Below are 18872 nucleotides of genomic sequence, written 5' to 3'. Positions count from 1 at the left end.
GACCGGTCCGCACGCCGAAACCGCTGGCACCCCGGGCATGGTGGGCGGCGTCGGCGGCGGCGATCAGCAGCTTCGAGGGCATGCAGCCCACCCGGGCACAGGTGGTCCCGAACGCACCTCCTTCGATCAGCACGACGTCATCGGCATGTTTGCGGGCAGCGTGCCAGGCACTCAGGCCGGCACTGCCGGCCCCGATAATCGCGACATTGGCTTCACGTTCTTGCATCACTGTCTCCCTTGAACAGAGGCGCCGAAGGGGCGTGCCGTTCGACTCACTTCGTCTTAGCGTAGAACAGGACGTGTGCCTGTGGGCCGACCAAACCTTCGGCATTGCTCAATGCTTTCTGCTATTATTTGCCCTTCGCTTACCACTCCCACGGCCCTTACCACGCGGCTCTCGCCTTCGTTCGCTCGTTACCCAGGCCCCCACCCATTTTTGCAGGATGATTTTCGTGTCCGATTTCGCTCCCGACTCCGACTCTCCTGGCGAGGGTGCCTTCGCGTCCCTATCGCTCTCGCCGGCGTTGCTCGGTAACCTGGACTCCCTTGGCTATCTCGCCATGACGCCGATCCAGGCCGCCAGCCTGCCGGCGATGCTGGCGGGGCGAGATGTGGTCGCCCAGGCGAAGACCGGCTCGGGCAAGACGGCGGCCTTCGGCCTGGGTCTGCTCTCGCGGCTTTCGGTATCGAGCTTCAGCGTCCAGGCGTTGGTGCTGTGCCCCACTCGGGAGCTGGCCGATCAGGTGGCCGGTGAGATCCGCCGGCTGGCGCGTGGGCTACCCAATGTCAAGGTGCTGACCCTGTGCGGCGGGGCGCCCCTGGGGCCGCAGCTCAATTCGCTTTCCCATGGGGCCCATGTCGTGGTCGGCACGCCGGGACGGATCGAGGAGCATCTGCGCAAGGGTTCGCTGAGCCTGGCGTCACTGGAGACCCTGGTGCTCGACGAAGCCGATCGCATGCTCGACATGGGCTTTCAGCCGGCGCTGGAGGCGATCATCGGTGAGACGCCGGCGAGCCGGCAGACGCTGATGTTCAGCGCCACCGGCCTGCAGGGAGCTGGTGCGGAGGGCATTCGTGCCATCGCCGAGGGCTTCCTGCGTGACCCGGTTAGCGTGGCGGTCAGCGAGACCCATGACGAGACCAGCATTCGCGAGCATTTCTACCGGCTGGGGGACGAGTCGGAGCGTTTCGAGGCGCTGCGCCTGCTGCTGTTGCATCACCGGCCCCAATCCTCCGTGGTGTTCTGCAATACCAAGCGAGAGACCGACGAGGTGGCGGATGCCCTGGACCAGGCCGGCTTCAGCGCCCTGGCGCTACATGGTGACCTGGAACAGCGCGACCGCGATCGTCTGCTGATACTATTCGCCAACAAGAGCGCGTCCATACTGGTGGCCACCGACGTGGCGGCCCGAGGACTGGATATCGACGCCCTGGATGCGGTATTCAATTACCGTATCGCCCGCGAACTCGAGGTGCATGTGCACCGGGTCGGACGTACCGGCAGGGCGGGCAGCTCCGGTGTGGCCTGCACGTTGGTCAGCGGGCAGGAGGCCTACCGCCTGGAGCGGCTCGGCGAGTTTCTCGGCCAACAGCTGGTGACGGAGACGCTGCCATCCCGCCGTGTCCTGTCGGATGAACCCATGGCGCCGCCCATGGCCACGCTGCAGCTCGATGGCGGCAAGAAGCAGAAGGTGCGCCCGGGCGATATCCTGGGTGCCCTGACCGGTGATGGCGGTATCCGGGGTGAGCAGGTTGGCAAGATCAAGGTGCTGGAGCGCAGCGCCTATGTGGCCGTGCAGCGTGAGGTCGCCAAGGCGGCGCTTGCGCAGTTGAGCGCGGGAAAACTCAAGGGGCGTTCGTTTCGCGCCCGGCGCGTCAGCCGCTGACATGCAGCAGGGCGATACGCTCGTAAGGCGATATGCCAAAGTGGTGATATGAAAATACCCAAGCGATTACAACCGCTGGTTGAAGACGGCATGGTCGACGAAGTCGTCGCCCAGCTGATGAGTGGCAAGGAAGCGCAGGTCTATGTGGTGCGGGCCGGCGGTGAGCTCCGCTGCGCCAAGGTCTTCAAGGAGGCCAAGCAGCGCAGCTTCAAGCAGGCCGTGCAGTACCAGGAAGGCCGCAAGGTGCGCAACAGTCGCCAGGGCCGCGCCATGGCCAAGAAGTCCCGCTATGGACAGAAGGAGCAGGAGCAGGCCTGGCTGAATGCCGAGGTGGATGCACTCTACCGGCTCGCCGCGGCGGAGGTGCGGGTGCCCAAGCCCTTCGGCTTCGTCGACGGCGTGCTGCTGATGGAGATGATCACCGACGCCGAGGGCTTTGCCGCGCCGCGCCTGGACGACGTCACCCTCACCGCCGAGCAGGCTCGCGTGTATTACGCCAAGGTCATCGGCGACGTGGTGCGCATGCTGTGTGCCGGCCTGATTCATGGCGATCTTTCCGAGTTCAACGTGCTGCTGGCCCCCGATGGTCCGGTGATCATCGACCTGCCCCAGGCGGTGGATGCCGCCGGCAACAACAGTGCGGAGATGATGCTGGAGCGCGACGTCAACAACATGCGCGCCTATTTCGGACGCTATGCGCCGGAACTCCTCAAGACAGACTACGGCAAGGAGATCTGGGCACTCTATGAAGCGGGGGAGCTGCATCCGGACAGCAAGCTGACGGGGTGCTTTGCCTACGACACCACGGCGGTGGATGTCGACGACCTGCTGGCGGTCATCGAGGATGCCCGGGAAGAGCAGGACGAGCACCTGGCCATGTTGGCCCGCAACGAGCAGGGTGACGAGGAAGATTAACCCTCAACCCGCATGAACCAGGCCCGGGCGATAGCCGCCCGGGCTGGACCGCTGAATTATCCTCGAATCAAGCCACACCCAAGACTTCAAGCCACGCTCAGGATTTCGCATTGTGCTTCGGCTTGTTCTTCTGCTTGGCCGAGGCGATTTTCTCCAGCTCCTGCTCATCCATCGATTCGTACATCTGCCTGGCGGCGCCATCGAGTTCACTGGCCTTCTTTTCCCCTCGTTTTGCGGAAAGGGCGGCGCCGGCGGCCATCTGCTGTGCCTGGGACTTGGCTGGCATGCTTCTCTCCCATGAATCCATTCGCTCCTTGCACCTTAGAAGGATAATGTCAGGGCGACCATTGGCAGCGTGTAACCCAATGCTTCGTAATGATGAGAAGAGCAGTTTTGGCGCTTGAAAAATGCCACTCTTGTTTTTTTACACTGTTTCCATTTCACATTTGAAAGGCTTGGTTGGATTATTAAAACATTCGTTAAAACCGATGGTTACAGGCATTGTTTGACGCCCTGGCTGGCGCATGATATTGGGGAAGAGTGCCCCGCGACAACACACGCGACAACAATACGATTTCGGTCCGGTTGAAGAGAGCAACCCCCTTTTTGCTATGCAATCTCTAATATATATGGATCGAATTCGCCTGCTGATCATGCACAGGAGAACGGATTTCTCATGCAGCAGCTCCCCTCTCAATTGCAGCCCCCCACTGTAGCCGCTCCGGCCTGTCACGATGAGCTCACCGGCCTGACGACTCGCAAGGTCGGTGAACAGCAGCTGGCCGCGCAGGTTGACGCCGCCGCGGAAGGCGACATGGTGGCGGTGTTGCATATCGATGTGGACCAGCTCAAGGAGATCAACTATTCGCTGGGCATGGAAATGGGTGATATCTACCTGCAGCGGATCGCCCAGCGTGTCCGGCGCTGCCTGGTCGATGACGAGGTCGTCAGCCGGCTCGGGAGCGACGAGATACTGGTTGTGGTGCCTGGGGTTCGGCGACCAGAAGAGGTTGCCGCTGTGGTCGAGCGTCTGCTCGACCGGGTCGGGCAGCCCATCGAGCTGGCTGGGCAGCGGTACCCGCCAGTTGCTGCATCGGTGCCAGCCTCTTTCCCGAACACGGCCGCACGGTCAATGAACTGATGCGTCATGCCAATCTGGCCCGGTGTCAGGCACAGCGTCTCGGCAGGCGCCGATACCAGCTCTTCACGCCCGCTCTGCTCGATGATGGCCTCGACTACTGTGCCCTGCGCACGGCGTTTCAAGGGGCAATGAATCGGGGTGAACTGGAGCTGCTCTACCGTCCCATGCTCTGTGCGCGAAGCGGCCAGGTAGTGGCGGTCTCGGCACAGCCCCGCTGGTGCTCGGCCCGCTTCGGGGTACTGGAGTCGGGGCGCTGGATGGGGGCGGCCGTAGACGATGGCCAGCTAGCCGAGGTCTGCCAGTGGGTTCTGGAGAATGCCTGCCAGCACGCCAGGTCCTGGTTCGAAGTGGGAGTCGGCCTTCGGGTGGTGGTGCATGTCTCGATAGAAGGCCTGCTCGAAGGTGACTTTCCCAGCCGTGTCGATGTGGCGCTCGCCAGCAGCGACCTGCCTGCCGGGCTGTTGGAGATAGAGGTGAAGGAGAGTGGCCTCATGCAAGACATCCACCGTGCCGCCGGCGTATTCGAACAGCTCGAGGCCAAGGGGGTGCGGCTGTCCGTGGATGGCTTTGGCAGCGGCTGCTCGATCCTTGGACACTTGAGTCGTCTACCCGTCGGGACGCTTAAGCTCAGTGAGCTGTTCATTCGCGAATGCCACGACAACCCGCGCCACCAGGCGATCATCCGTTCTGTCATCGACATGGCCCACGCACTGGACATCGAGGTCGTGGCCAATGGTATCAGTACCCGCCAGCAGGCGGATTTCCTGCGCCAGCAGGGCTGTGACCTGCTGCAGGGAAGCCTGTGGGCGCGCATGGAGTACCTCGACCCAACACTCGATGGGCCGTGAATCGAAGAACCGAAGGTCGCGCACAGAGCCGCCACCGACGACAGCGACTTGTGCTGCCGTGGCTCGCCCTTTGGGTTGCGAAAGGGCGTGTTTCGGCCGACCATGCTAGGCTTCGTTTCCGCAGGAGCCGACGATGCCCATCGTGACCATTCAGCAGTTTCCCCGTGACCTGGCGCAGAAGCGCGAGCTGGCACGCCGTATCACCGAGGCTTTCACCGAAGTCTATGGCGTGAAGCCGGAAAGCGTTCAGCTCTTCTTCAGCGAGGTGGACGGCCAGAGCTGGGCGAAGGGTGGCGTGATGGGGTGCGACAGCACTCCCGGCTGAGCTCTATACACCTACACCGACACCATGACCGGATACAGGTGATACGCACCATGATCAGGCAAGAACAGAGAGAGTGGATCCAGGGGCACCTGGAAGAGATAGTCACGGCAGTCCTCACTGCCTTCTTCACGGCACTGATGTTTCGTGTTGGCCTGGGGATGCTGTTTTCTATCGTCACCGGACTGGCCCTGGCCTATGGCATTCGTCTCATTGCCATGCGCCGGTTAGTGGCGTCGATTCGGCGCCGCATTCCCTGGCTGAGGGGGCCGACGAGCCCAGCCTGAGCAGGGAAGTGAGATTGCCGGGAAGGTCGGCAGGCAAGCGGTGGTGGCGGTGGCAGCGAGATTTGTCGACACTGGAGTGCAGACAGCCCAAGGAGACAAAGATGAAGCTGCAGCATGCCACCTGGCAGGAAGTCGAGCACTACCTGGAACGCGCCACCGGCATCATTATCCCCATCGGCTCCACCGAGCAGCATGGCCCCAACGGCCTGCTCGGCACTGATGTCATCTGCCCCGAATCCGTTGCCTGGGAGCTGGGCGAGCGCCATGATGTGCTGGTGGGGCCTACCCAGAGCCTGGGCATGGCGCAGCACCACCTCGCCTTTCCCGGCAGCATCAGCCTGCGTCCCAGCACCCTGATCGCGGTGCTGCACGACACCGTGACATCCCTCGCGCGTCACGGCTTCACCCATGTGTTCTTTCTCAACGGCCATGGCGGCAATATTGCCACCGTTAACGCGGCCTTCGCCGAGATCTACTCCGAGCGCAGCCTGCGCAGCGATGGCCAGTCGTCGAGTGCGCTGCATCTTACCTTGAGCAACTGGTTCGCCGGCCCGCGTGTGCGTGAGCTGGCCCAGTCGCTCTACGGCGATTCGGAAGGGGGGCACGCCACGGCGTCAGAGGTGTCGCTCTCCTGGTTCGCTCGCCCCGAGGCGATCAAGGATGTGGCGATGTCGCCCCGTATCGCGCCCTCGGGCAGCGCCCAGTGCGACGCCGACGAGTTTCGTCGTCGCTTTCCCGATGGTCGCATGGGCTCGGACCCGTCGCTGTCGCGGGTCGAGCACGGCGAGCGCTTTCAGGCTGCGGCAGTCGAGGATACCTGGGACGCGTATCGGGCCTTCCTTGGCGACGGCCAGTAGTCGAGCCCTTTGCCTGTTTCCAATGTTGCTCCTGCAAAGGTCGTTCTGCTGCGCAGGAGCAGCGTGCGCGGGGGAGTGGTGCCGAGCCGGGCGACCTTGCAAAGGGGGGCACTCGTTGCCATGGTCATGGTGACATTCATGATCAGGTTCTGTCATGAGAGGATGGAAACAGCGGACGTCATCGAAGGAGAGTCCCGGTAGAGGCCCCAGTGAGTCTCGCCGCTATCCGCGCTCTCCTCTCGACCTGGATTCGGGACCCGGCGACGGCAGAGCACAGCATCCACAGCGCCCGCAGTGGGTACTGTTCCTCTGGTTTGCGATCGGTATCCTGCTGATCTTCCATTTCATCGATGCGACCGAGCAGCAGGCACAGGTCGAGCTGAGCTATTCCGAGTTCATCGAGGCCGTCGACCAGGGCCATGTGGAGGAGGTGACGCTGCGTGGCCAGTCGATCGAGGGGCTCTTCACCGAAGCGGGCCAGGAAGCCCAGGAGGCCGAGGGGGTGGAAACCTTCGAAACCATTCGTCCGGATGTGGAGGGCGAGCGGCTGCTCGAGCGCCTGGAGGCCAATCAGGTACACATAGCCGCCAGGCCGGTGGACCCGCCCTGGTGGCAGCGCATTCTGGTGGGGGCGCTGCCGTGGATCCTGATCCTGGGCCTGCTGTTCTGGTTCTGGGGCCGAATGCAGCAGCGCACCATGTCGGGGGGCGGTTTCTTCAGCATGGGCAAGTCGGGGGCTCGCCAGGTTCGAAGCGAGGAGAGCCGGGTGAGGCTGGCCGATGTGGCCGGCTCGGAGAACGCCAAGCGGGAGGTGATGGAAGTGGTCGACTTCCTCAAGGAGCCGACCCGCTTTCTCGATCTGGGGGCGAAGATCCCTCGGGGCATCCTGATGATGGGCCCCCCCGGTACCGGCAAGACGCTCATGGCGCGCGCCGTTGCCGGAGAAGCCGAGGTTCCCTTCTTCAGCATCAGCGGGTCGGAGTTCATCGAGATGTTCGTCGGCGTGGGGGCTTCTCGCGTGCGTGACCTGTTCAAGCAGGCCAAGGAGCAGGCGCCGGCGGTGATCTTCATCGACGAGCTCGACTCGATCGGCCGCTCCCGCGGCGCCGGCATGGGCGGCGGGCACGACGAGCGTGAGCAGACACTGAACCAGATTCTCGCGGAGATGGACGGTTTCGAGGTGGAGGAGTCCGTGGTGGTGCTGGCCGCCACCAACCGGCCGGACGTGCTGGACTCGGCACTGTTGAGGCCGGGTCGCTTCGATCGCAAGATCACCCTGGAGAATCCTCATCGCGATGCACGGCAGCGCATCCTCGAGGTGCACACCCGGGAGATGCCGCTGGCCGAGGATGTCGATCTCGAACGGCTGGCCGAGATCACCATCGGTTTCTCCGGTGCCGACCTGGCCAACCTGTCCAACGAAGCCGCCCTGCTGGCGGGCCGGCGTGAACAGCAGGAGGTGGATTGGGCCTGCTTCACCGACGCGCGTGATCGCCTGTTGTTGGGCGAGACCAAGGATACCGGGCTGTCCGAGGAGGAGCGGCGCATCGTCGCCTATCATGAAGCGGGGCATGCGCTGCTGGCGTACCTGCTGCCCAAGGCCGACCCACTGGAAAAGGTCACCGTGCTGCCCCGCGGCCGTGCGCTGGGGGTGACCGCCCAGGTGCCGAATGAGGAGCGCTACAACCAGGGCGAGGCCTACCTGCGTGATCGTATTACCGTGATGTTCGGTGGCCGTCTGGCCGAATCCATCGTCTTCGATGAGGTCAGCAGCGGTGCGGAGAACGACCTGGAGCAGGCGACCCGGCTCGCACGCAGGATGGTGGGGCGCTGGGGCATGAGCGAGCGTATCGGTCCGGTGATGTTTTCCGAGAGCCAGGAGCATGTCTTTCTCGGCAAGGAAATGGCCCAGTCCCGTGAGCACAGCGAGGCCATGGCAGGCCTGGTCGACGAGGAGATCCAGCGATTGCTGATCGAGCTGGAGGCCCACGGCCGCCGCCTTCTGGAACGTTACCGCGAGGCGCTGGATGCGCTGGCACAGGCGCTGGAGAAGCGTGAAACACTGGACGCCGACGAGATCCGCGAGGTGCTCGACGGCCTGGTGCCTGGCGGGCAGGGAGGCTAGCGAATGCTGCGTATCCTCGTTTCCCTCGCGGCGATCTATGCCATCGTGGTGGCGCTGGCCTGGTTCTTCCAGGACCGCCTGCTCTACCTGCCGCACATGGGGCGGGAACACGTGGGAACGCCGGCGGACCGTGGCATGGCGTGGGAGCAGGTCGATCTCGAGACAGAGGATGGGCTGACGCTGGATGCCTGGTGGATACCGGCCGATGAACCACGCGGCAGCCTGCTGTTCTTTCACGGCAATGCCGGCAATATCTCCCATCGCCTGGATTCGATTCGCCAGTTCAACCGGCTTGGCCTGTCGGTGCTGATCGTCGACTATCGGGGCTATGGCCGCAGCGAGGGCAGCCCATCGGAAGCCGGAACGGCCAGGGATGCCCGGGCCAGCTGGCGTTGGCTGGTCGAGGAGGCCGAGGTCCCGGCCGAGGAGATCGTGTTTTTCGGGCGTTCACTGGGGGCTGCCGTAGCGGCGGAGCTGGCCGCAGGGCTGGCGCCAGACGTAAGCCCGGCTGCGGTAATCCTGGAGTCGCCCTTCCGTTCGGTGCCGGCGCTGGGCCAGAGTCTCTACCCCTTCCTGCCGGTACGCTGGTTGGCGAACCTGGATTACGACACCGAAGCCTACGTGACCCGGTTCACGGCGCCGCTGCTGGTGATCCACAGCCGCGAGGACGAGATCATCCCCTTCTCCCAGGGCGAGGCGGTCTTCGAGGCCGCCAGTGAGCCCAAGGAGATGCTGGTGATTCGAGGTGGCCACAACACCGGCTTCCTCGACAGCGAACCCGAGTATTCGGATGGCATCGACGCCTTCCTGGAGGAGCTGGCCGGCCTGCGCCGGAACTGACCGGTCGCTTCACGTCTGGCCGGCGTCAGCGCTGATCCGTTTCAACCGTTCGTTTCAACCGTTCGTTTCAACTTCGGCGTTATGGAACACGTTCTGCACGTCATCCAGGTCGTTGAGGGTGTCGAGCAGCTTGTCGAACATGGCGACGTCGTCGCCTTCGACCGGGGTCGTGGTCTGGGGCACGAACTGGATCTCGTCGATTTCGAAGTCGATCTCACCGAAGGCATCGAGCAGGGCCTGCTTGGCCTTGGCATATTCGGTATGCGGTGCAAAGACGGTGATCTGGCCATCCTCGCTTTCGATATCGGTGACATCCACGTCGGCTTCCATCAGCGCCTCGAGGGTGGCTTCCTCGTCGTCGCCGCTGAAGGCGAGGATCGCGCAGTGGTCGAACATGTGGCTCACGGTGCCGGGGGTGCCGAGCTTGCTCTTGGCCTTGTTGAAGCAGGCACGAACGTCGCCGAAGGTGCGGTTCGGGTTGTCGGTCAGGCACTCGACGATGACCATGCAGTTGCCCGGGCCGAAACCCTCATAGCGTGCCGGCGAGAAGTCCTCGCCTCCCACGCCGCTGGCCTTGTCCAGCGCCTTGTCGATCACATGCGACGGCACCTGATCCTTCTTGGCGCGTTCGAGCAGGCCGCGCAGGCTCAGGTTGGCGGAGGGATCGACGCCCCCGGCCTTGGCGACCACGTAGATCTCACGCCCGTATTTGCTGTACACCTTGGTCTTGGCGGCGGCCGTCTTGGCCATGGATTCCTTGCGGTTCTGAAAGGCCCTGCCCATAGCGTTGTCCCATTGCATCTGACATGAAGCGGAATTCTACGAAACCGTACCGGCAGGGAACAGCGTTATTTCACCGGAAGCGGGGTGGCATGATGCGAGTCATGGCTACACTGTCGGGGTAAGACGCATCCCCTCTGCCTGGAGCCAATCGCCCATGGATCATCACCAGTACCGTCATGCCTTGGCTGCCCACCTGCAGGCTACCGAGCTGGCCTTCTCCGATGCCGAATACGATGCGCGACAGGCGCGAGTCCGAGCTGAGATGGCGGACCGCGGCCTGGATGCTCTGCTGGTCACCGACCCCGCCGATATCTACTACCTCACCGGTTACAACACCTTCGAGGTGTCGGTGCACACCTGCCTGGTATTTTCGGCGGATCGCCTGGTGCTGCAGGTGCCCTCCATCGAGACGGGCCCGGCGGTGGTCACGGCACGGGTCGACGAGCTGCTGGGTTATCGCTGGGAGGGTATCGAGGAGGTGCTCGAGCCATTGGCCGAGACGCTGTCGGGTTTTTCGGCTATCGGCTGGATCCCTTCAGCCCCACCCTGCGCCACGGCATCATCGGCCCGCTGCAGCAGCGCCTGGGGGCCGGGCACTTTCGGGATGGCGGCGGCGAGTTGCTGGACCGCATCCGCATCGTCAAGAGCGAAGCGGAACTGGCCTGTCTGCGAGAGAGTGCGCGGATCACTTCACGCGGGCTGGCTGCCGCCATCGAGGTCATCGCCCCGGGCATGACCGATAACGATGTGGCGGCCGAAGGCGCCAGGGCGATGCTGGCGGCGGGCAGTGAATTCATGAGCATGCAGCCCATCGTCACTACGGGACGGCGCATCAGCGTGATCCACATGAACCACCAGCGTCACCGGATCGAATCGGACGAACCGGTGTTTCTTGAATTCGGCTCCTCATTCCGTCGTTACACGGCGCCGATGATGCGAACGGCGGTGGCAGGACGGGCCAGCGGCGAGATGCAGGCCCTGCGCGATGTCTGCCGCGCGCTGTTCGAGGCGCTGAGTGGGGCCATGCACCCGGGCAACACCTTTGACGATGCCGCCCGTGCCGCCGAGTCGGTGTTGGCACCCCACGTTGACCGGGTGTTCTTCTCGGGTGTGTTCGGTTATGCGGTAGGGGCCCAGTTTCCGCCAAGCTGGGTCGAGGGCAGCGGCTATATCGCCCGTGGCCAACAGCGGGAGTTCGAGGCTGGCATGGTCTTCCACTTGCCGCTCTGCCTGCGAGTGCCGGGGGAGTGGGGTGTCGGTATCAGCGATACCGTTCAGGTGACGCCCAAGGGGGGCGTGCCGATCACCGATAACGATTGGCAGCTCAGGGAGCGTTCGGGGAGCTGAGGCAATTGAGCGCGAGGCGAAGGCGCATTCATCCTGCCTTCCGACAGGCCAGGCTATGGGCATGACGCTGTTTCTGGTCGTGGTGACAACGTCGGTGAGCGTGCTGGCCTGGATGTGGCCGCGACTTTTCGATGCGCTGATCTATTGGCCGCCGGGCGTGACGCGCGGGCAGTGGTGGCGGCTGCTCAGCCATGGCTTCATCCACGCCGACACCACCCATCTGCTCTTCAACATGATCACCCTCTACTTCTTCGGCACCGTGATGGAGCTGGTACTCACCCCGCACATCGGTTCGGCGGGTTTCATCCTGTTCTATCTCTCCGGGCTATTGGTGGCCATCCTGCCGACCCACCTGCGCCATCGGCACGACACGCGCTTTTACAGCCTGGGGGCGTCGGGGGCGGTATCGGCAATGCTGTTCGCCTATATCCTGCTGCGGCCCTGGTCGCTGCTGTTCGTCTTCTTCGTCCCGGTTCCGGCCATCGTCTTTGCCGTTCTCTATGTCATCTATTCGTTTCGTGCCCAGCGACGCGGTGGCGACAATATCAATCACAGCGCCCACCTCTGGGGGGGCGGCTGGGGAATTGCCTTCATGCTTCTCCTGATGGGGCTCACGGAGATGGAGAGCGTGGGCTGATCCGCCCTGTCGGGCGTTAGCCGGCCATGCCAATCCCCGTCACTGTTCGCCACTGCCCAATTGGGTGATCTGGCTATACTGGGCAGTAAGGCAAGGGAGAGTTCTCTCCTGTGCCCGGTTGCGGCGCCCGCAGGTGCTGCTCACGTTTCTGCTCCAGGAGGGTGTCATGACATTGACCGTTACTGCCGACTACAGGGACCTGATGAAGGCCACCAACGCCTACGACGAGCTGGTATCCGAGGGCTTTCCGCGCGAGAAGCTCTATTTCGACAGGGAGACGCACCAAGTCAAGGTCATCGTGCCCGATACCTCCCGGCCGGAAGCGGAGGAGATTCTGAGACGCATGAGCCTGTCGAACTCTGGGCGCGCCCCTTCGAAGAGGGCTAGGAGCCGGACAGGCTTCTGGAGCCGTCAGGCTGTCTGATGTTTCGCGATGGAAGCCATGGCCTGATCGTCGAGCCTGTTGGCGCGCCGATAGGCCTCGCGGTTACTGACGCGCTCCCAGTAGTCGACGAAAGCGGGGCATGACTCCAGCTGCCGAACTGCATGCCCCAGCCGATATGTGAGCCCAGGTAGACGTCGGCTGCCGAGAAGTGTGCCCCGGCAATGTACTCGCTGACGCTGACCGCCTGTTCCAGCGTCTCGAGTACCGTTTCGATACTGCCGTAACCCACCCGGGCCTGCTGCTCGATATTGGGTTCCATGCCGAGGTCCCGATCAGTCACGGCAGCTTCCAGCGGCCCGGCCGCAAAGAACAGCCAACGGTAGTAGGCACCTCGTGAGGCAAGGGGAGGAGCGAGATCGGCCTCCGGGAAAGCATCCGCCAGGTAGGCGCAGATGGCAGCGCACTCCGTCACGATGGTAGTGCCGTGGCGTATGGCCGGCACCTTGCCCATCGGGTTGATGGTCAGGAACTCTGCAGATTTCATGGCCGGCCCGTAGCCGATGACTTCGGTACGATAGGGCGTGCCGATCTCTTCCAGCATCCAGCGGGCAATACGTCCCCGGGACATGGGATTGGAATAAAGTACGAGTGAATCAGGCATGAGGAGTCCCTCCATGGATTGCCATGAAGATAGCATCTCCCCGAGCCAACGTTGCCCATCCGTTAAACGGTGGCGAGATGGGAAAAGTCTGTGGCGGGCGGCGTCAGTCGGGGTCCAGCAGCCGGGGTCCTGAGCCTTCTTCGGCTAGCTCATCTTCCGGATTGCGCAGCGGACAATCATTCATCGATAGGCAGCCACAGCCGATGCAGTGATCGAGCTGGTCTCGCAGCCGGGTCAGCCGGGTAATGCGTTCGTCCAGGGCATGACGCCACTTGGCCGACAGAGGCCGCCAGTCGGCGGCGGTGGGGGCGCGTGAGGCAGGCAGGGTATCGAAGGCCTGGCGTATCTCGGCCAGCGAGATTCCGGTGCGCTGGGCGACCTTGATGATTGCCACCCGCCGCAGTACATCGCGACTGAATCGCCTCTGGTTACCGGCATTACGGCGACTGCTGATCAGGCCCTTGGCTTCATAGAAGTGGATGGCCGAGACCGCCAGGCCACTGCGTTCCGCTACCTCACCAACGCTGAGTTCCCGGTGCAGGTGTGACTGCATTGCTGTTTCTCCGGTCATTGTCTGGCCGTTTGTTTGGTCCTGTTTTAGCGATTGGTCCAGCCATTGTCCTGGTTACTGAAAAAGCTTGCTCATTGCTTTAATTTTGTACTGTTCAAGCTGCTGTATCGCCCCTGGTTTTAACCTGGCGTGTTGGCGATGGCAAGAAGGTCGCCTCATGCCTTCTACCACGATCGTGGTGAACTACAACGGTCGTGGCCAAGCAACAAGGCGATAAAGGGTAAATGGTACTTGGCATCAAGCTTCGTGATGGATGCCATGACGATTATTGATTTCCCATTCGGTGGAGCGACCACTACTTTGAGTTTTTCTAAAATGGCTCTACGGCTTTCCATGATGGGATAAAGCCAAAGTATGATGAGCTCCCATTGTTATCTTTTTGCCTTGACCTCCACTTAGCTTGAGGTTTTAACCTGCAGGCTGACCCGGGCCGAGCCCAGAGCTCGGCCCGCTGACGCTCTGCTGATGGATGATGTCATGTTCCGTTTCTTTGAAACCCTGGTGAACCCTTACCCGGCGGGTAAGCCCGAGACGCCCCCGAAGGGGCTCCTGGCGTTCATTCTGTATTTTTCGCGGCCGGTGCTGCCATTGTTGATCCTGATGTCGCTGCTCACGGCAATGGTATCGGCTGCCGAGGTGCTGTTTTTCAGCTATCTCGGTGAGCTGGTGGATTGGCTGTCGGGTGCCGAGCGTGAAGGGTTCTTCGCCGAATACGGCTGGCGTCTGGGAGGCATGGCGGCAATCGTGGTGGTCGGGCTGCCACTGCTGGTAATGCTGCAGTCCCTGCTGACGCATCAGGCGGTCTTCGGCAACTATCCGATGATCGGCCGCTGGCTGGCGCATCGCCACATGCTCGGGCAAAGCATGGCGTTCTACCAGGATGAGTTCGCCGGGCGAGTCTCACAAAAGGTGATGCAGACGGCGCTCGCCATCCGCGAGACGGTAATGAAGCTGCTGGGCCTGCTGGTCTATGTGGTCGTCTACTTCGGCGGTGCGATGCTGCTCATGGGCATTGCCGAACCCTGGCTGATGCTGCCGCTGGTGATCTGGCTGGCGGGATACATCGCGATCATGTGGGTATTCGTGCCGCGGCTGCGCCGGGTCTCCATGGAGCAGGCCGATGCCCGCGCTCGCATGACCGGCCGCATCGTCGACAGTTACAGCAACATACAGACCATCAAGCTGTTCGCCGACACCCGGCGCGAGCAGGAGTACGCCCGCGATGCCATGGAGGGCTTCATGGTCACGGTTCATCGCCAGATGCGCCTGGCAACGTTGCTCTCGGTAAGCCTGACGCTGCTCAACTCGCTGCTGCTGACGAGTGTCGCGGCCATGGCCATTGGTGCCTGGTACTTCCAGGCCATCTCGCTGGGTGCCATCGCGGTGGCCATCGCCCTGGTGATGCGCATCCGCTTCATGTCCGACTGGATCCTGTGGGAGGTGGCCGGGCTGTTCGAGAATATCGGCACGGTGCAGGACGGGATCAACACCATCGCCCGGGAGCCGGCGGTGAAGGACCTGCCCGGCGCCGCCACCCTTGTCGTGCCTCGCGGGGAGATCCACTTCGATGCGCTGCAGTTCGGCTATGAGCGGCCCGATGGCGAAGGTGTCCGGGTTTTCGACGGCATGAGTCTGACCATTGCCCCGGGCGAGCGGGTCGGGGTGATCGGCCGCTCCGGAGCGGGCAAGTCGACGCTGGCCAATCTGCTGCTGAGGTTCTACGACCTGGAGGGCGGCCGAATTCTGATCGACGGCCAGGACATTGCCGAGGTGACCCAGGAGTCGTTGCGTCGCCAGATCGGCATGGTCACCCAGGACACCTCGCTGCTACACCGCTCGGTGCGAGACAACATCCGTTACGGCAGCCCCAATGCCACGGATGCGCAGGTCGAGGAGGCGGTGCGTCGTGCCCATGCCGATAGCTTCATCTATGACCTGGTGGACCTCAAGGGGCGGCGCGGCCTGGACGCCCATGTCGGCGAGCGCGGCGTCAAGCTTTCCGGTGGCCAGCGCCAGCGTATTGCCATCGCCCGGGTGCTGCTCAAGAACGCACCGATCCTGGTGCTCGACGAGGCCACGTCGGCGCTCGATTCCGAGGTCGAGGCGGCGATCCAGGAGCAGCTCTACACCCTCATGGAGGGCAAGACGGTGATCGCCATTGCACATCGGCTATCGACCATCGCCATGCTCGATCGACTGGTGGTGATCGACGAGGGCCGTATCGTCGAAAGCGGGACCCACCAGGAGCTGCTGGCCCGCGATGGTCTCTACGCCTCGCTATGGCGGCGCCAGTCCGGTGGTTTCCTGGGACTGGATATCAATGGCGAGACAGAGCATCACCACGGCAGGCCGCTGGATGTGGAACCCTGAAGCAAGCACAGCCGATGGAGATAGCTGATTGAGGTCGAGGATCGAGGCGCTGGCCGACATGCAGCGCATTGCCGATGTGGACGGTGCGGGGCGCTACCTTGAGCGGCGAGCCGCGGAGCTGGTTCAGGACGACTTCGATGGGGAGCCGCGTCATGTGGCCATCCAGCCCCTGGTGGAACGCTTCGCGCCCTAGGCGTTCAGGAAATTGGCCGCGCTTACAGCTGCCAGTTTTGGGGATGGCCCGCCTTGAGCACGCCCTGCTCGTCCCAGTCGTTCCAGCCGACGAAAGGAATCGGCCATTCGTCGTCGAGCCTTTCCAGCCGCCGCGCCCAGGCGGTCTTTTCTTCCTCGAGACGTTGACGGAACACGGTTTCGTCCTGGTAGCTCAGTCCGCCACCCTGCACGCCGTAGGTAACCTGGGGCGGCAGTACCTGCACCCCGAGGTAATAGAGCGAATAGTGGATCGGCCACAGCAGCGCCACGATGTGGCCGCTCCTGCCATGACGGGTGAAAGTGGGGGCGGGGGCGCCGGTGGTCACAGAGAGCAGGACTCTCTTCTCGGGGAATCGGCCGCGGTCGTAGCGCATTCGCCCGGAGTAGAGCCCGCCGTAGACGAACACCCGGTCGAACCAGCCCTTGAGCATGGCCGGCTGGGCGTGCCACCACAGCGGGAACTGCAGGATCACCAGGTCGGCGCGTTCCAGCCGTTCGATCTCGCGCTGCACGTCGGCGGGCAGGACGCCACCCTCGAAGGCGCTACGTTGCTCGGTCAGGGGAAAGAAGGTGGCGGGCTCGACCCGCTCGGCATAGTGGGTCGGCCCCTCCACGGGGTCGAAGCCTTCGGCGTAGAGGTCCGAGACTTCGACGCTGTAACCCTGGCGCTGCAGGGTGTCGATAGCGACGTCCTTCAGGGCACCATTGAAGGAGCGAGGCTCCGGGTGGCAGAACACGATCAGGGCATGCATGACGGGTCTCCGGTGGGTTGATGTACGATGCATGCCTCAAGGCTATGCTGTCCGAAAACGAACCGATATTCCCTATAACTGACAATAAACATTGCATGAATGAACAATTGTTGCACTGGGACGATCTGCGCGTGGTGCAGGCCATCGCCGAAGCGGGTTCGCTCTCGGGGGCGGGGCGCCGGCTGGGCGCCAGCCATGCCACGGTTTTCCGGCGGCTGAACGCCATCGAACGGCGCCTGGGCGTGGCGCTTTTCGAGCGTTCGCGCAGGGGCTATGCGCCCACTGCTGCCGGCGAGGACCTGGCGACTGTTGCCGGGCGGGTTGAAGCGGAGGTGCTGGGCGCCGAACGGCGTGTGGTGGGGCGCGACCTGAGCCTCTCCGGTACCATTCGAGTCACCACCACCGATACGCTGCTGATGGGGTTGCTGTCGCCGATCTTTGCCGATTTCCAGCATGCTCATTCCGAGATCGTGCTCGAGGTGGCGGTCTCCAATCAGTTGTTCAACCTTTCCCAGCGCGACGCCGACGTGGCGGTGCGGCCCTCATCTTCGCCGCCCGAGCATCTGGTGGGGCGGCGGGTCGGCTCTATTGCCCAGGCGGTCTATGGCCGAGTCGATAGCGACAGCGAAGCGTGGATAGGGCCAGATCGCCACCTGGGTTATGCCGCGCTCGATGCGTGGATGGCCGAGAACGGCGCGAACGCGCGCTGCCGTTATCGCGTAGATACCATGTTCGGCATGTTGGCCGCCGCCCGTGACGGGCTCGGCCGTGCCGTGCTGCCCTGTTATCTCGCCGATGCCGAGCCGGCACTGAATCGTATCGGCGAACCTATCCCTGAGCTCGCCACCGACCTGTGGCTGCTGACCCACCCCGATCTGCGGCGGGTGGCGCGGATTCGGGCTTTCATGGCCTTTGTTTCCGAGGCGTTGTAGCAAGAATGGAGGATGGCCTGCCCAAGGCGCCTCTGGTCTTAACCCCAGTCGAGAAACAGAGGCTCACCGTTTTCCAGCAAGGATTTCAGACTGGAGAGTATGGCCGGCCAACCCATGCTGATGCCTTGCAGGACCTTGCTGCCCGGCTCGAACCGGTCGTGAGTCAGCGTCAGGCGAACCTTGCCCATGTATCCGTCGATACACAGGTTGCGTGTCAAGAATCATCTAAGAGCGCGCGTATGAAATCTCCCTTGGCCCGGGTGTAGGCTTCTCGATCTTGTCGATGGCAGGAAGCCAACTCGCGCTTGAGGGTTGCATAGTGCTCGGCCAGCGCCGGATCGGCGCGCAGTGCATCGCGAAAGACCAATCGCTGGCGCCACAGTCCGCCGTCATGCACCACCACATGCAGGTGGTGGGTTCGCCGACCATTGGCGTGGCGCATGAACCAGCGGCGGTCGGTCAGGCTGGCGTTGAACTCGACTGAGGTGACGTAGCCGTACTCTAGCAACGGGGCGAACAGTGCATCGGCGACGGCCATGGAGGCGACCCCAGCCATCACGTCGATGATGGGTTTGGCCGGCATGCCGGGTATGGCGGTGCTGCCGATGTGCTGAACGTCGAGCAGTTCGGCCGGAAAGCGCTTCAGCAGGCGGCCTTGCTCGGCATCGAAGCGAGCCGGCCAGGCGGGGACGTACTCCACCAGTTGCACGGGTTCATCAATGGCCTGCTGCAGTAACTGGTCTTCGTTCATGGTGGCTCCAACTGTCGGGCTTGGGTGTAATCCTGCCGTAGTTTCGCTGGGGACAGGTGCTACGGCGAGATGCGTTTTTTGCTCTTGCGTACGTCCGCTGTTAGCGTGGGTAAACAGAAGAATCAGATAGTGGAGCACGCAACATGGACTCAGCCGTCAATACCATAGTGGGTCAGTCGCTCGTCATGCAGCAGGCCCAGGCCGCGCAGCAGGTACAGCTGGAGGTCTATAAGGAAGCCCTGGACATGC

24 protein-coding genes are annotated in these 18872 nt (G+C 63.0%); 16 read left to right on the top strand and 8 right to left on the bottom strand.

The genetic code is table 11. The features are described from left to right. On the bottom strand, positions 1 to 226 hold a 226-nt coding region (locus tag Q427_RS03315; RefSeq protein WP_043510970.1), incomplete at its 3' end, for an FAD-dependent oxidoreductase. Between the two features lie 226 nt (positions 227 to 452). Between Q427_RS03315 and dbpA the strand changes: the two genes are divergently transcribed. Both dbpA and Q427_RS03305 read left to right on the top strand, forming a co-directional pair. After that, entirely contained in the window at positions 453 to 1886 is a 1434-nt protein-coding gene (gene dbpA, locus Q427_RS03310; RefSeq protein WP_043510967.1) for an ATP-dependent RNA helicase DbpA, read from the top strand. Positions 1887 to 1934: 48 nt separating this feature from the next. Next, a complete protein-coding gene (locus Q427_RS03305) occupies positions 1935 to 2801 on the top strand; it encodes a PA4780 family RIO1-like protein kinase (RefSeq protein WP_043510966.1) in 867 nt (288 codons plus the stop codon). Between the two features lie 97 nt (positions 2802 to 2898). On the opposite strand, the gene Q427_RS03300 is transcribed toward Q427_RS03305, so the two are convergent. Then, positions 2899 to 3087 carry a DUF3008 family protein gene (locus Q427_RS03300; RefSeq protein ID WP_043510976.1) on the bottom strand — a complete coding sequence of 63 codons (189 nt, stop codon included), beginning with the start codon at positions 3085 to 3087 and terminating at the stop codon, positions 2899 to 2901. 390 nt (positions 3088 to 3477) lie between these two features. Here Q427_RS03300 and Q427_RS03295 point away from each other — a divergent pair, with 390 nt between their 5' ends. The 7 genes from Q427_RS03295 to Q427_RS03265 all read left to right on the top strand — a co-directional run bounded on the left by Q427_RS03295 (position 3478) and on the right by Q427_RS03265 (position 9221). Then, on the top strand, positions 3478 to 3942 hold the full coding sequence (locus Q427_RS03295) for a diguanylate cyclase domain-containing protein (RefSeq protein ID WP_043510963.1): 465 nt from the start codon (positions 3478 to 3480) through the stop codon (positions 3940 to 3942). Continuing rightward, positions 3942 to 4790: an EAL domain-containing protein gene (locus Q427_RS03290; RefSeq protein WP_043510961.1), complete on the top strand. Its 849-nt coding sequence runs from the start codon at positions 3942 to 3944 to the stop codon at positions 4788 to 4790. The genes Q427_RS03295 and Q427_RS03290 overlap by 1 nt, the downstream gene beginning before the upstream one ends. Before the next feature lie 133 nt (positions 4791 to 4923). Further along, positions 4924 to 5115, top strand: a complete 192-nt coding sequence (locus Q427_RS03285) for a tautomerase family protein (RefSeq protein WP_043510959.1) — start codon at positions 4924 to 4926, stop codon at positions 5113 to 5115. A 50-nt stretch (positions 5116 to 5165) separates the two neighbouring features. Further along, the gene (locus Q427_RS03280) at positions 5166 to 5399 is read left to right on the top strand and encodes a hypothetical protein (RefSeq protein WP_043510957.1); all 234 of its coding nucleotides are present in this window, start codon (positions 5166 to 5168) and stop codon (positions 5397 to 5399) included. A 101-nt stretch (positions 5400 to 5500) separates the two neighbouring features. Next, complete coding sequence (locus Q427_RS03275; protein ID WP_043510954.1) at positions 5501 to 6256, top strand: creatininase family protein; 756 nt, start codon at positions 5501 to 5503, stop codon at positions 6254 to 6256. Between the two features lie 154 nt (positions 6257 to 6410). Then, complete coding sequence (ftsH, locus tag Q427_RS03270) at positions 6411 to 8381, top strand: ATP-dependent zinc metalloprotease FtsH (RefSeq protein ID WP_043510952.1); 1971 nt, start codon at positions 6411 to 6413, stop codon at positions 8379 to 8381. A gap of 3 nt (positions 8382 to 8384) precedes the next feature. Then, positions 8385 to 9221: an alpha/beta hydrolase gene (locus tag Q427_RS03265; protein ID WP_043510950.1), complete on the top strand. Its 837-nt coding sequence runs from the start codon at positions 8385 to 8387 to the stop codon at positions 9219 to 9221. A 54-nt stretch (positions 9222 to 9275) separates the two neighbouring features. Here Q427_RS03265 and Q427_RS03260 read toward each other — a convergent pair whose 3' ends face one another. Beyond that, complete coding sequence (locus tag Q427_RS03260) at positions 9276 to 10004, bottom strand: YebC/PmpR family DNA-binding transcriptional regulator (RefSeq protein WP_043510948.1); 729 nt, start codon at positions 10002 to 10004, stop codon at positions 9276 to 9278. Between the two features lie 154 nt (positions 10005 to 10158). Here Q427_RS03260 and Q427_RS35960 point away from each other — a divergent pair, with 154 nt between their 5' ends. The 4 genes from Q427_RS35960 (at position 10159) to Q427_RS03245 (ending at position 12412) form a co-directional block, all read left to right on the top strand. Then, positions 10159 to 10740 (top strand): aminopeptidase P family N-terminal domain-containing protein, encoded by a 582-nt coding sequence (locus tag Q427_RS35960; protein ID WP_331280526.1) that lies wholly within the window; start codon positions 10159 to 10161, stop codon positions 10738 to 10740. After that, a complete protein-coding gene (locus Q427_RS35955) occupies positions 10623 to 11351 on the top strand; it encodes a M24 family metallopeptidase (protein ID WP_331280523.1) in 729 nt (242 codons plus the stop codon). The genes Q427_RS35960 and Q427_RS35955 overlap by 118 nt, the downstream gene beginning before the upstream one ends. 61 nt (positions 11352 to 11412) lie before the next feature. Continuing rightward, positions 11413 to 11988 (top strand): rhomboid family intramembrane serine protease, encoded by a 576-nt coding sequence (locus Q427_RS03250; RefSeq protein WP_043510974.1) that lies wholly within the window; start codon positions 11413 to 11415, stop codon positions 11986 to 11988. A 166-nt stretch (positions 11989 to 12154) separates the two neighbouring features. Beyond that, a complete protein-coding gene (locus tag Q427_RS03245; protein WP_197030492.1) occupies positions 12155 to 12412 on the top strand; it encodes a hypothetical protein in 258 nt (85 codons plus the stop codon). Here the strand turns inward: Q427_RS03245 and Q427_RS03240 are convergent. Next, positions 12372 to 13034 carry a glutathione S-transferase family protein gene (locus Q427_RS03240; RefSeq protein ID WP_231613371.1) on the bottom strand — a complete coding sequence of 221 codons (663 nt, stop codon included), beginning with the start codon at positions 13032 to 13034 and terminating at the stop codon, positions 12372 to 12374. The two genes, Q427_RS03245 and Q427_RS03240, sit on opposite strands and share 41 nt — an antisense overlap. A gap of 103 nt (positions 13035 to 13137) precedes the next feature. Beyond that, positions 13138 to 13587: a redox-sensitive transcriptional activator SoxR gene (soxR, locus tag Q427_RS03235; protein ID WP_043510944.1), complete on the bottom strand. Its 450-nt coding sequence runs from the start codon at positions 13585 to 13587 to the stop codon at positions 13138 to 13140. A gap of 495 nt (positions 13588 to 14082) precedes the next feature. Here soxR and Q427_RS03230 point away from each other — a divergent pair, with 495 nt between their 5' ends. Together Q427_RS03230 and Q427_RS29680 are read left to right on the top strand one after the other, a co-directional pair. Beyond that, the gene (locus Q427_RS03230; protein ID WP_051496096.1) at positions 14083 to 15975 is read left to right on the top strand and encodes an ABC transporter ATP-binding protein; all 1893 of its coding nucleotides are present in this window, start codon (positions 14083 to 14085) and stop codon (positions 15973 to 15975) included. A 28-nt stretch (positions 15976 to 16003) separates the two neighbouring features. Next, a complete protein-coding gene (locus tag Q427_RS29680) occupies positions 16004 to 16168 on the top strand; it encodes a hypothetical protein (RefSeq protein ID WP_197030491.1) in 165 nt (54 codons plus the stop codon). 22 nt (positions 16169 to 16190) lie between these two features. Here Q427_RS29680 and Q427_RS03225 read toward each other — a convergent pair whose 3' ends face one another. Next, on the bottom strand, positions 16191 to 16940 hold the full coding sequence (locus Q427_RS03225; protein WP_043510942.1) for an NAD(P)H-dependent oxidoreductase: 750 nt from the start codon (positions 16938 to 16940) through the stop codon (positions 16191 to 16193). A gap of 95 nt (positions 16941 to 17035) precedes the next feature. Between Q427_RS03225 and Q427_RS03220 the strand changes: the two genes are divergently transcribed. Then, positions 17036 to 17872: a LysR family transcriptional regulator gene (locus Q427_RS03220; RefSeq protein WP_043510941.1), complete on the top strand. Its 837-nt coding sequence runs from the start codon at positions 17036 to 17038 to the stop codon at positions 17870 to 17872. Between the two features lie 38 nt (positions 17873 to 17910). Here Q427_RS03220 and Q427_RS03215 read toward each other — a convergent pair whose 3' ends face one another. Both Q427_RS03215 and Q427_RS03210 read right to left on the bottom strand, forming a co-directional pair. Next, entirely contained in the window at positions 17911 to 18090 is a 180-nt protein-coding gene (locus Q427_RS03215) for a hypothetical protein (protein WP_043510938.1), read from the bottom strand. Next, complete coding sequence (locus Q427_RS03210) at positions 18087 to 18623, bottom strand: GrpB family protein (RefSeq protein ID WP_043510936.1); 537 nt, start codon at positions 18621 to 18623, stop codon at positions 18087 to 18089. The genes Q427_RS03215 and Q427_RS03210 overlap by 4 nt, the downstream gene beginning before the upstream one ends. Positions 18624 to 18872: the final 249 nt, after the last annotated feature.

The organism is Halomonas sp. BC04, from assembly GCF_000568385.1.
The sequence above is the reverse complement of the archived record's forward strand: the minus strand, read 5'-3'. Positions and strand labels throughout refer to the sequence as shown.

Excerpts from the sequence above, each read along its gene's own strand:
- Q427_RS03285 (WP_043510959.1), top strand. The coding sequence starts at position 4,924 with ATGCCCATCGTGACCATTCAGCAGTTTCCCCGTGACCTGGCGCAGAAG.
- Q427_RS03275 (WP_043510954.1), top strand. The coding sequence starts at position 5,501 with ATGAAGCTGCAGCATGCCACCTGGCAGGAAGTCGAGCACTACCTGGAA.
- Q427_RS03210 (WP_043510936.1), bottom strand. The coding sequence starts at position 18,623 with ATGAACGAAGACCAGTTACTGCAGCAGGCCATTGATGAACCCGTGCAA.
- Q427_RS03305 (WP_043510966.1), top strand. The coding sequence starts at position 1,935 with ATGAAAATACCCAAGCGATTACAACCGCTGGTTGAAGACGGCATGGTC.
- Q427_RS03225 (WP_043510942.1), bottom strand. The coding sequence starts at position 16,940 with ATGCATGCCCTGATCGTGTTCTGCCACCCGGAGCCTCGCTCCTTCAAT.
- Q427_RS03295 (WP_043510963.1), top strand. The coding sequence starts at position 3,478 with ATGCAGCAGCTCCCCTCTCAATTGCAGCCCCCCACTGTAGCCGCTCCG.
- Q427_RS03230 (WP_051496096.1), top strand. The coding sequence starts at position 14,083 with ATGTTCCGTTTCTTTGAAACCCTGGTGAACCCTTACCCGGCGGGTAAG.
- Q427_RS35960 (WP_331280526.1), top strand. The coding sequence starts at position 10,159 with ATGGATCATCACCAGTACCGTCATGCCTTGGCTGCCCACCTGCAGGCT.
- Q427_RS03300 (WP_043510976.1), bottom strand. The coding sequence starts at position 3,087 with ATGCCAGCCAAGTCCCAGGCACAGCAGATGGCCGCCGGCGCCGCCCTT.
- Q427_RS03250 (WP_043510974.1), top strand. The coding sequence starts at position 11,413 with ATGACGCTGTTTCTGGTCGTGGTGACAACGTCGGTGAGCGTGCTGGCC.
- ftsH (WP_043510952.1), top strand. The coding sequence starts at position 6,411 with ATGAGAGGATGGAAACAGCGGACGTCATCGAAGGAGAGTCCCGGTAGA.
- Q427_RS03290 (WP_043510961.1), top strand. The coding sequence starts at position 3,942 with ATGCGTCATGCCAATCTGGCCCGGTGTCAGGCACAGCGTCTCGGCAGG.
- Q427_RS03240 (WP_231613371.1), bottom strand. The coding sequence starts at position 13,034 with ATGCCTGATTCACTCGTACTTTATTCCAATCCCATGTCCCGGGGACGT.
- Q427_RS03260 (WP_043510948.1), bottom strand. The coding sequence starts at position 10,004 with ATGGGCAGGGCCTTTCAGAACCGCAAGGAATCCATGGCCAAGACGGCC.
- Q427_RS03265 (WP_043510950.1), top strand. The coding sequence starts at position 8,385 with ATGCTGCGTATCCTCGTTTCCCTCGCGGCGATCTATGCCATCGTGGTG.
- soxR (WP_043510944.1), bottom strand. The coding sequence starts at position 13,587 with ATGCAGTCACACCTGCACCGGGAACTCAGCGTTGGTGAGGTAGCGGAA.
- Q427_RS03220 (WP_043510941.1), top strand. The coding sequence starts at position 17,036 with ATGAATGAACAATTGTTGCACTGGGACGATCTGCGCGTGGTGCAGGCC.
- Q427_RS03280 (WP_043510957.1), top strand. The coding sequence starts at position 5,166 with ATGATCAGGCAAGAACAGAGAGAGTGGATCCAGGGGCACCTGGAAGAG.
- Q427_RS03245 (WP_197030492.1), top strand. The coding sequence starts at position 12,155 with ATGACATTGACCGTTACTGCCGACTACAGGGACCTGATGAAGGCCACC.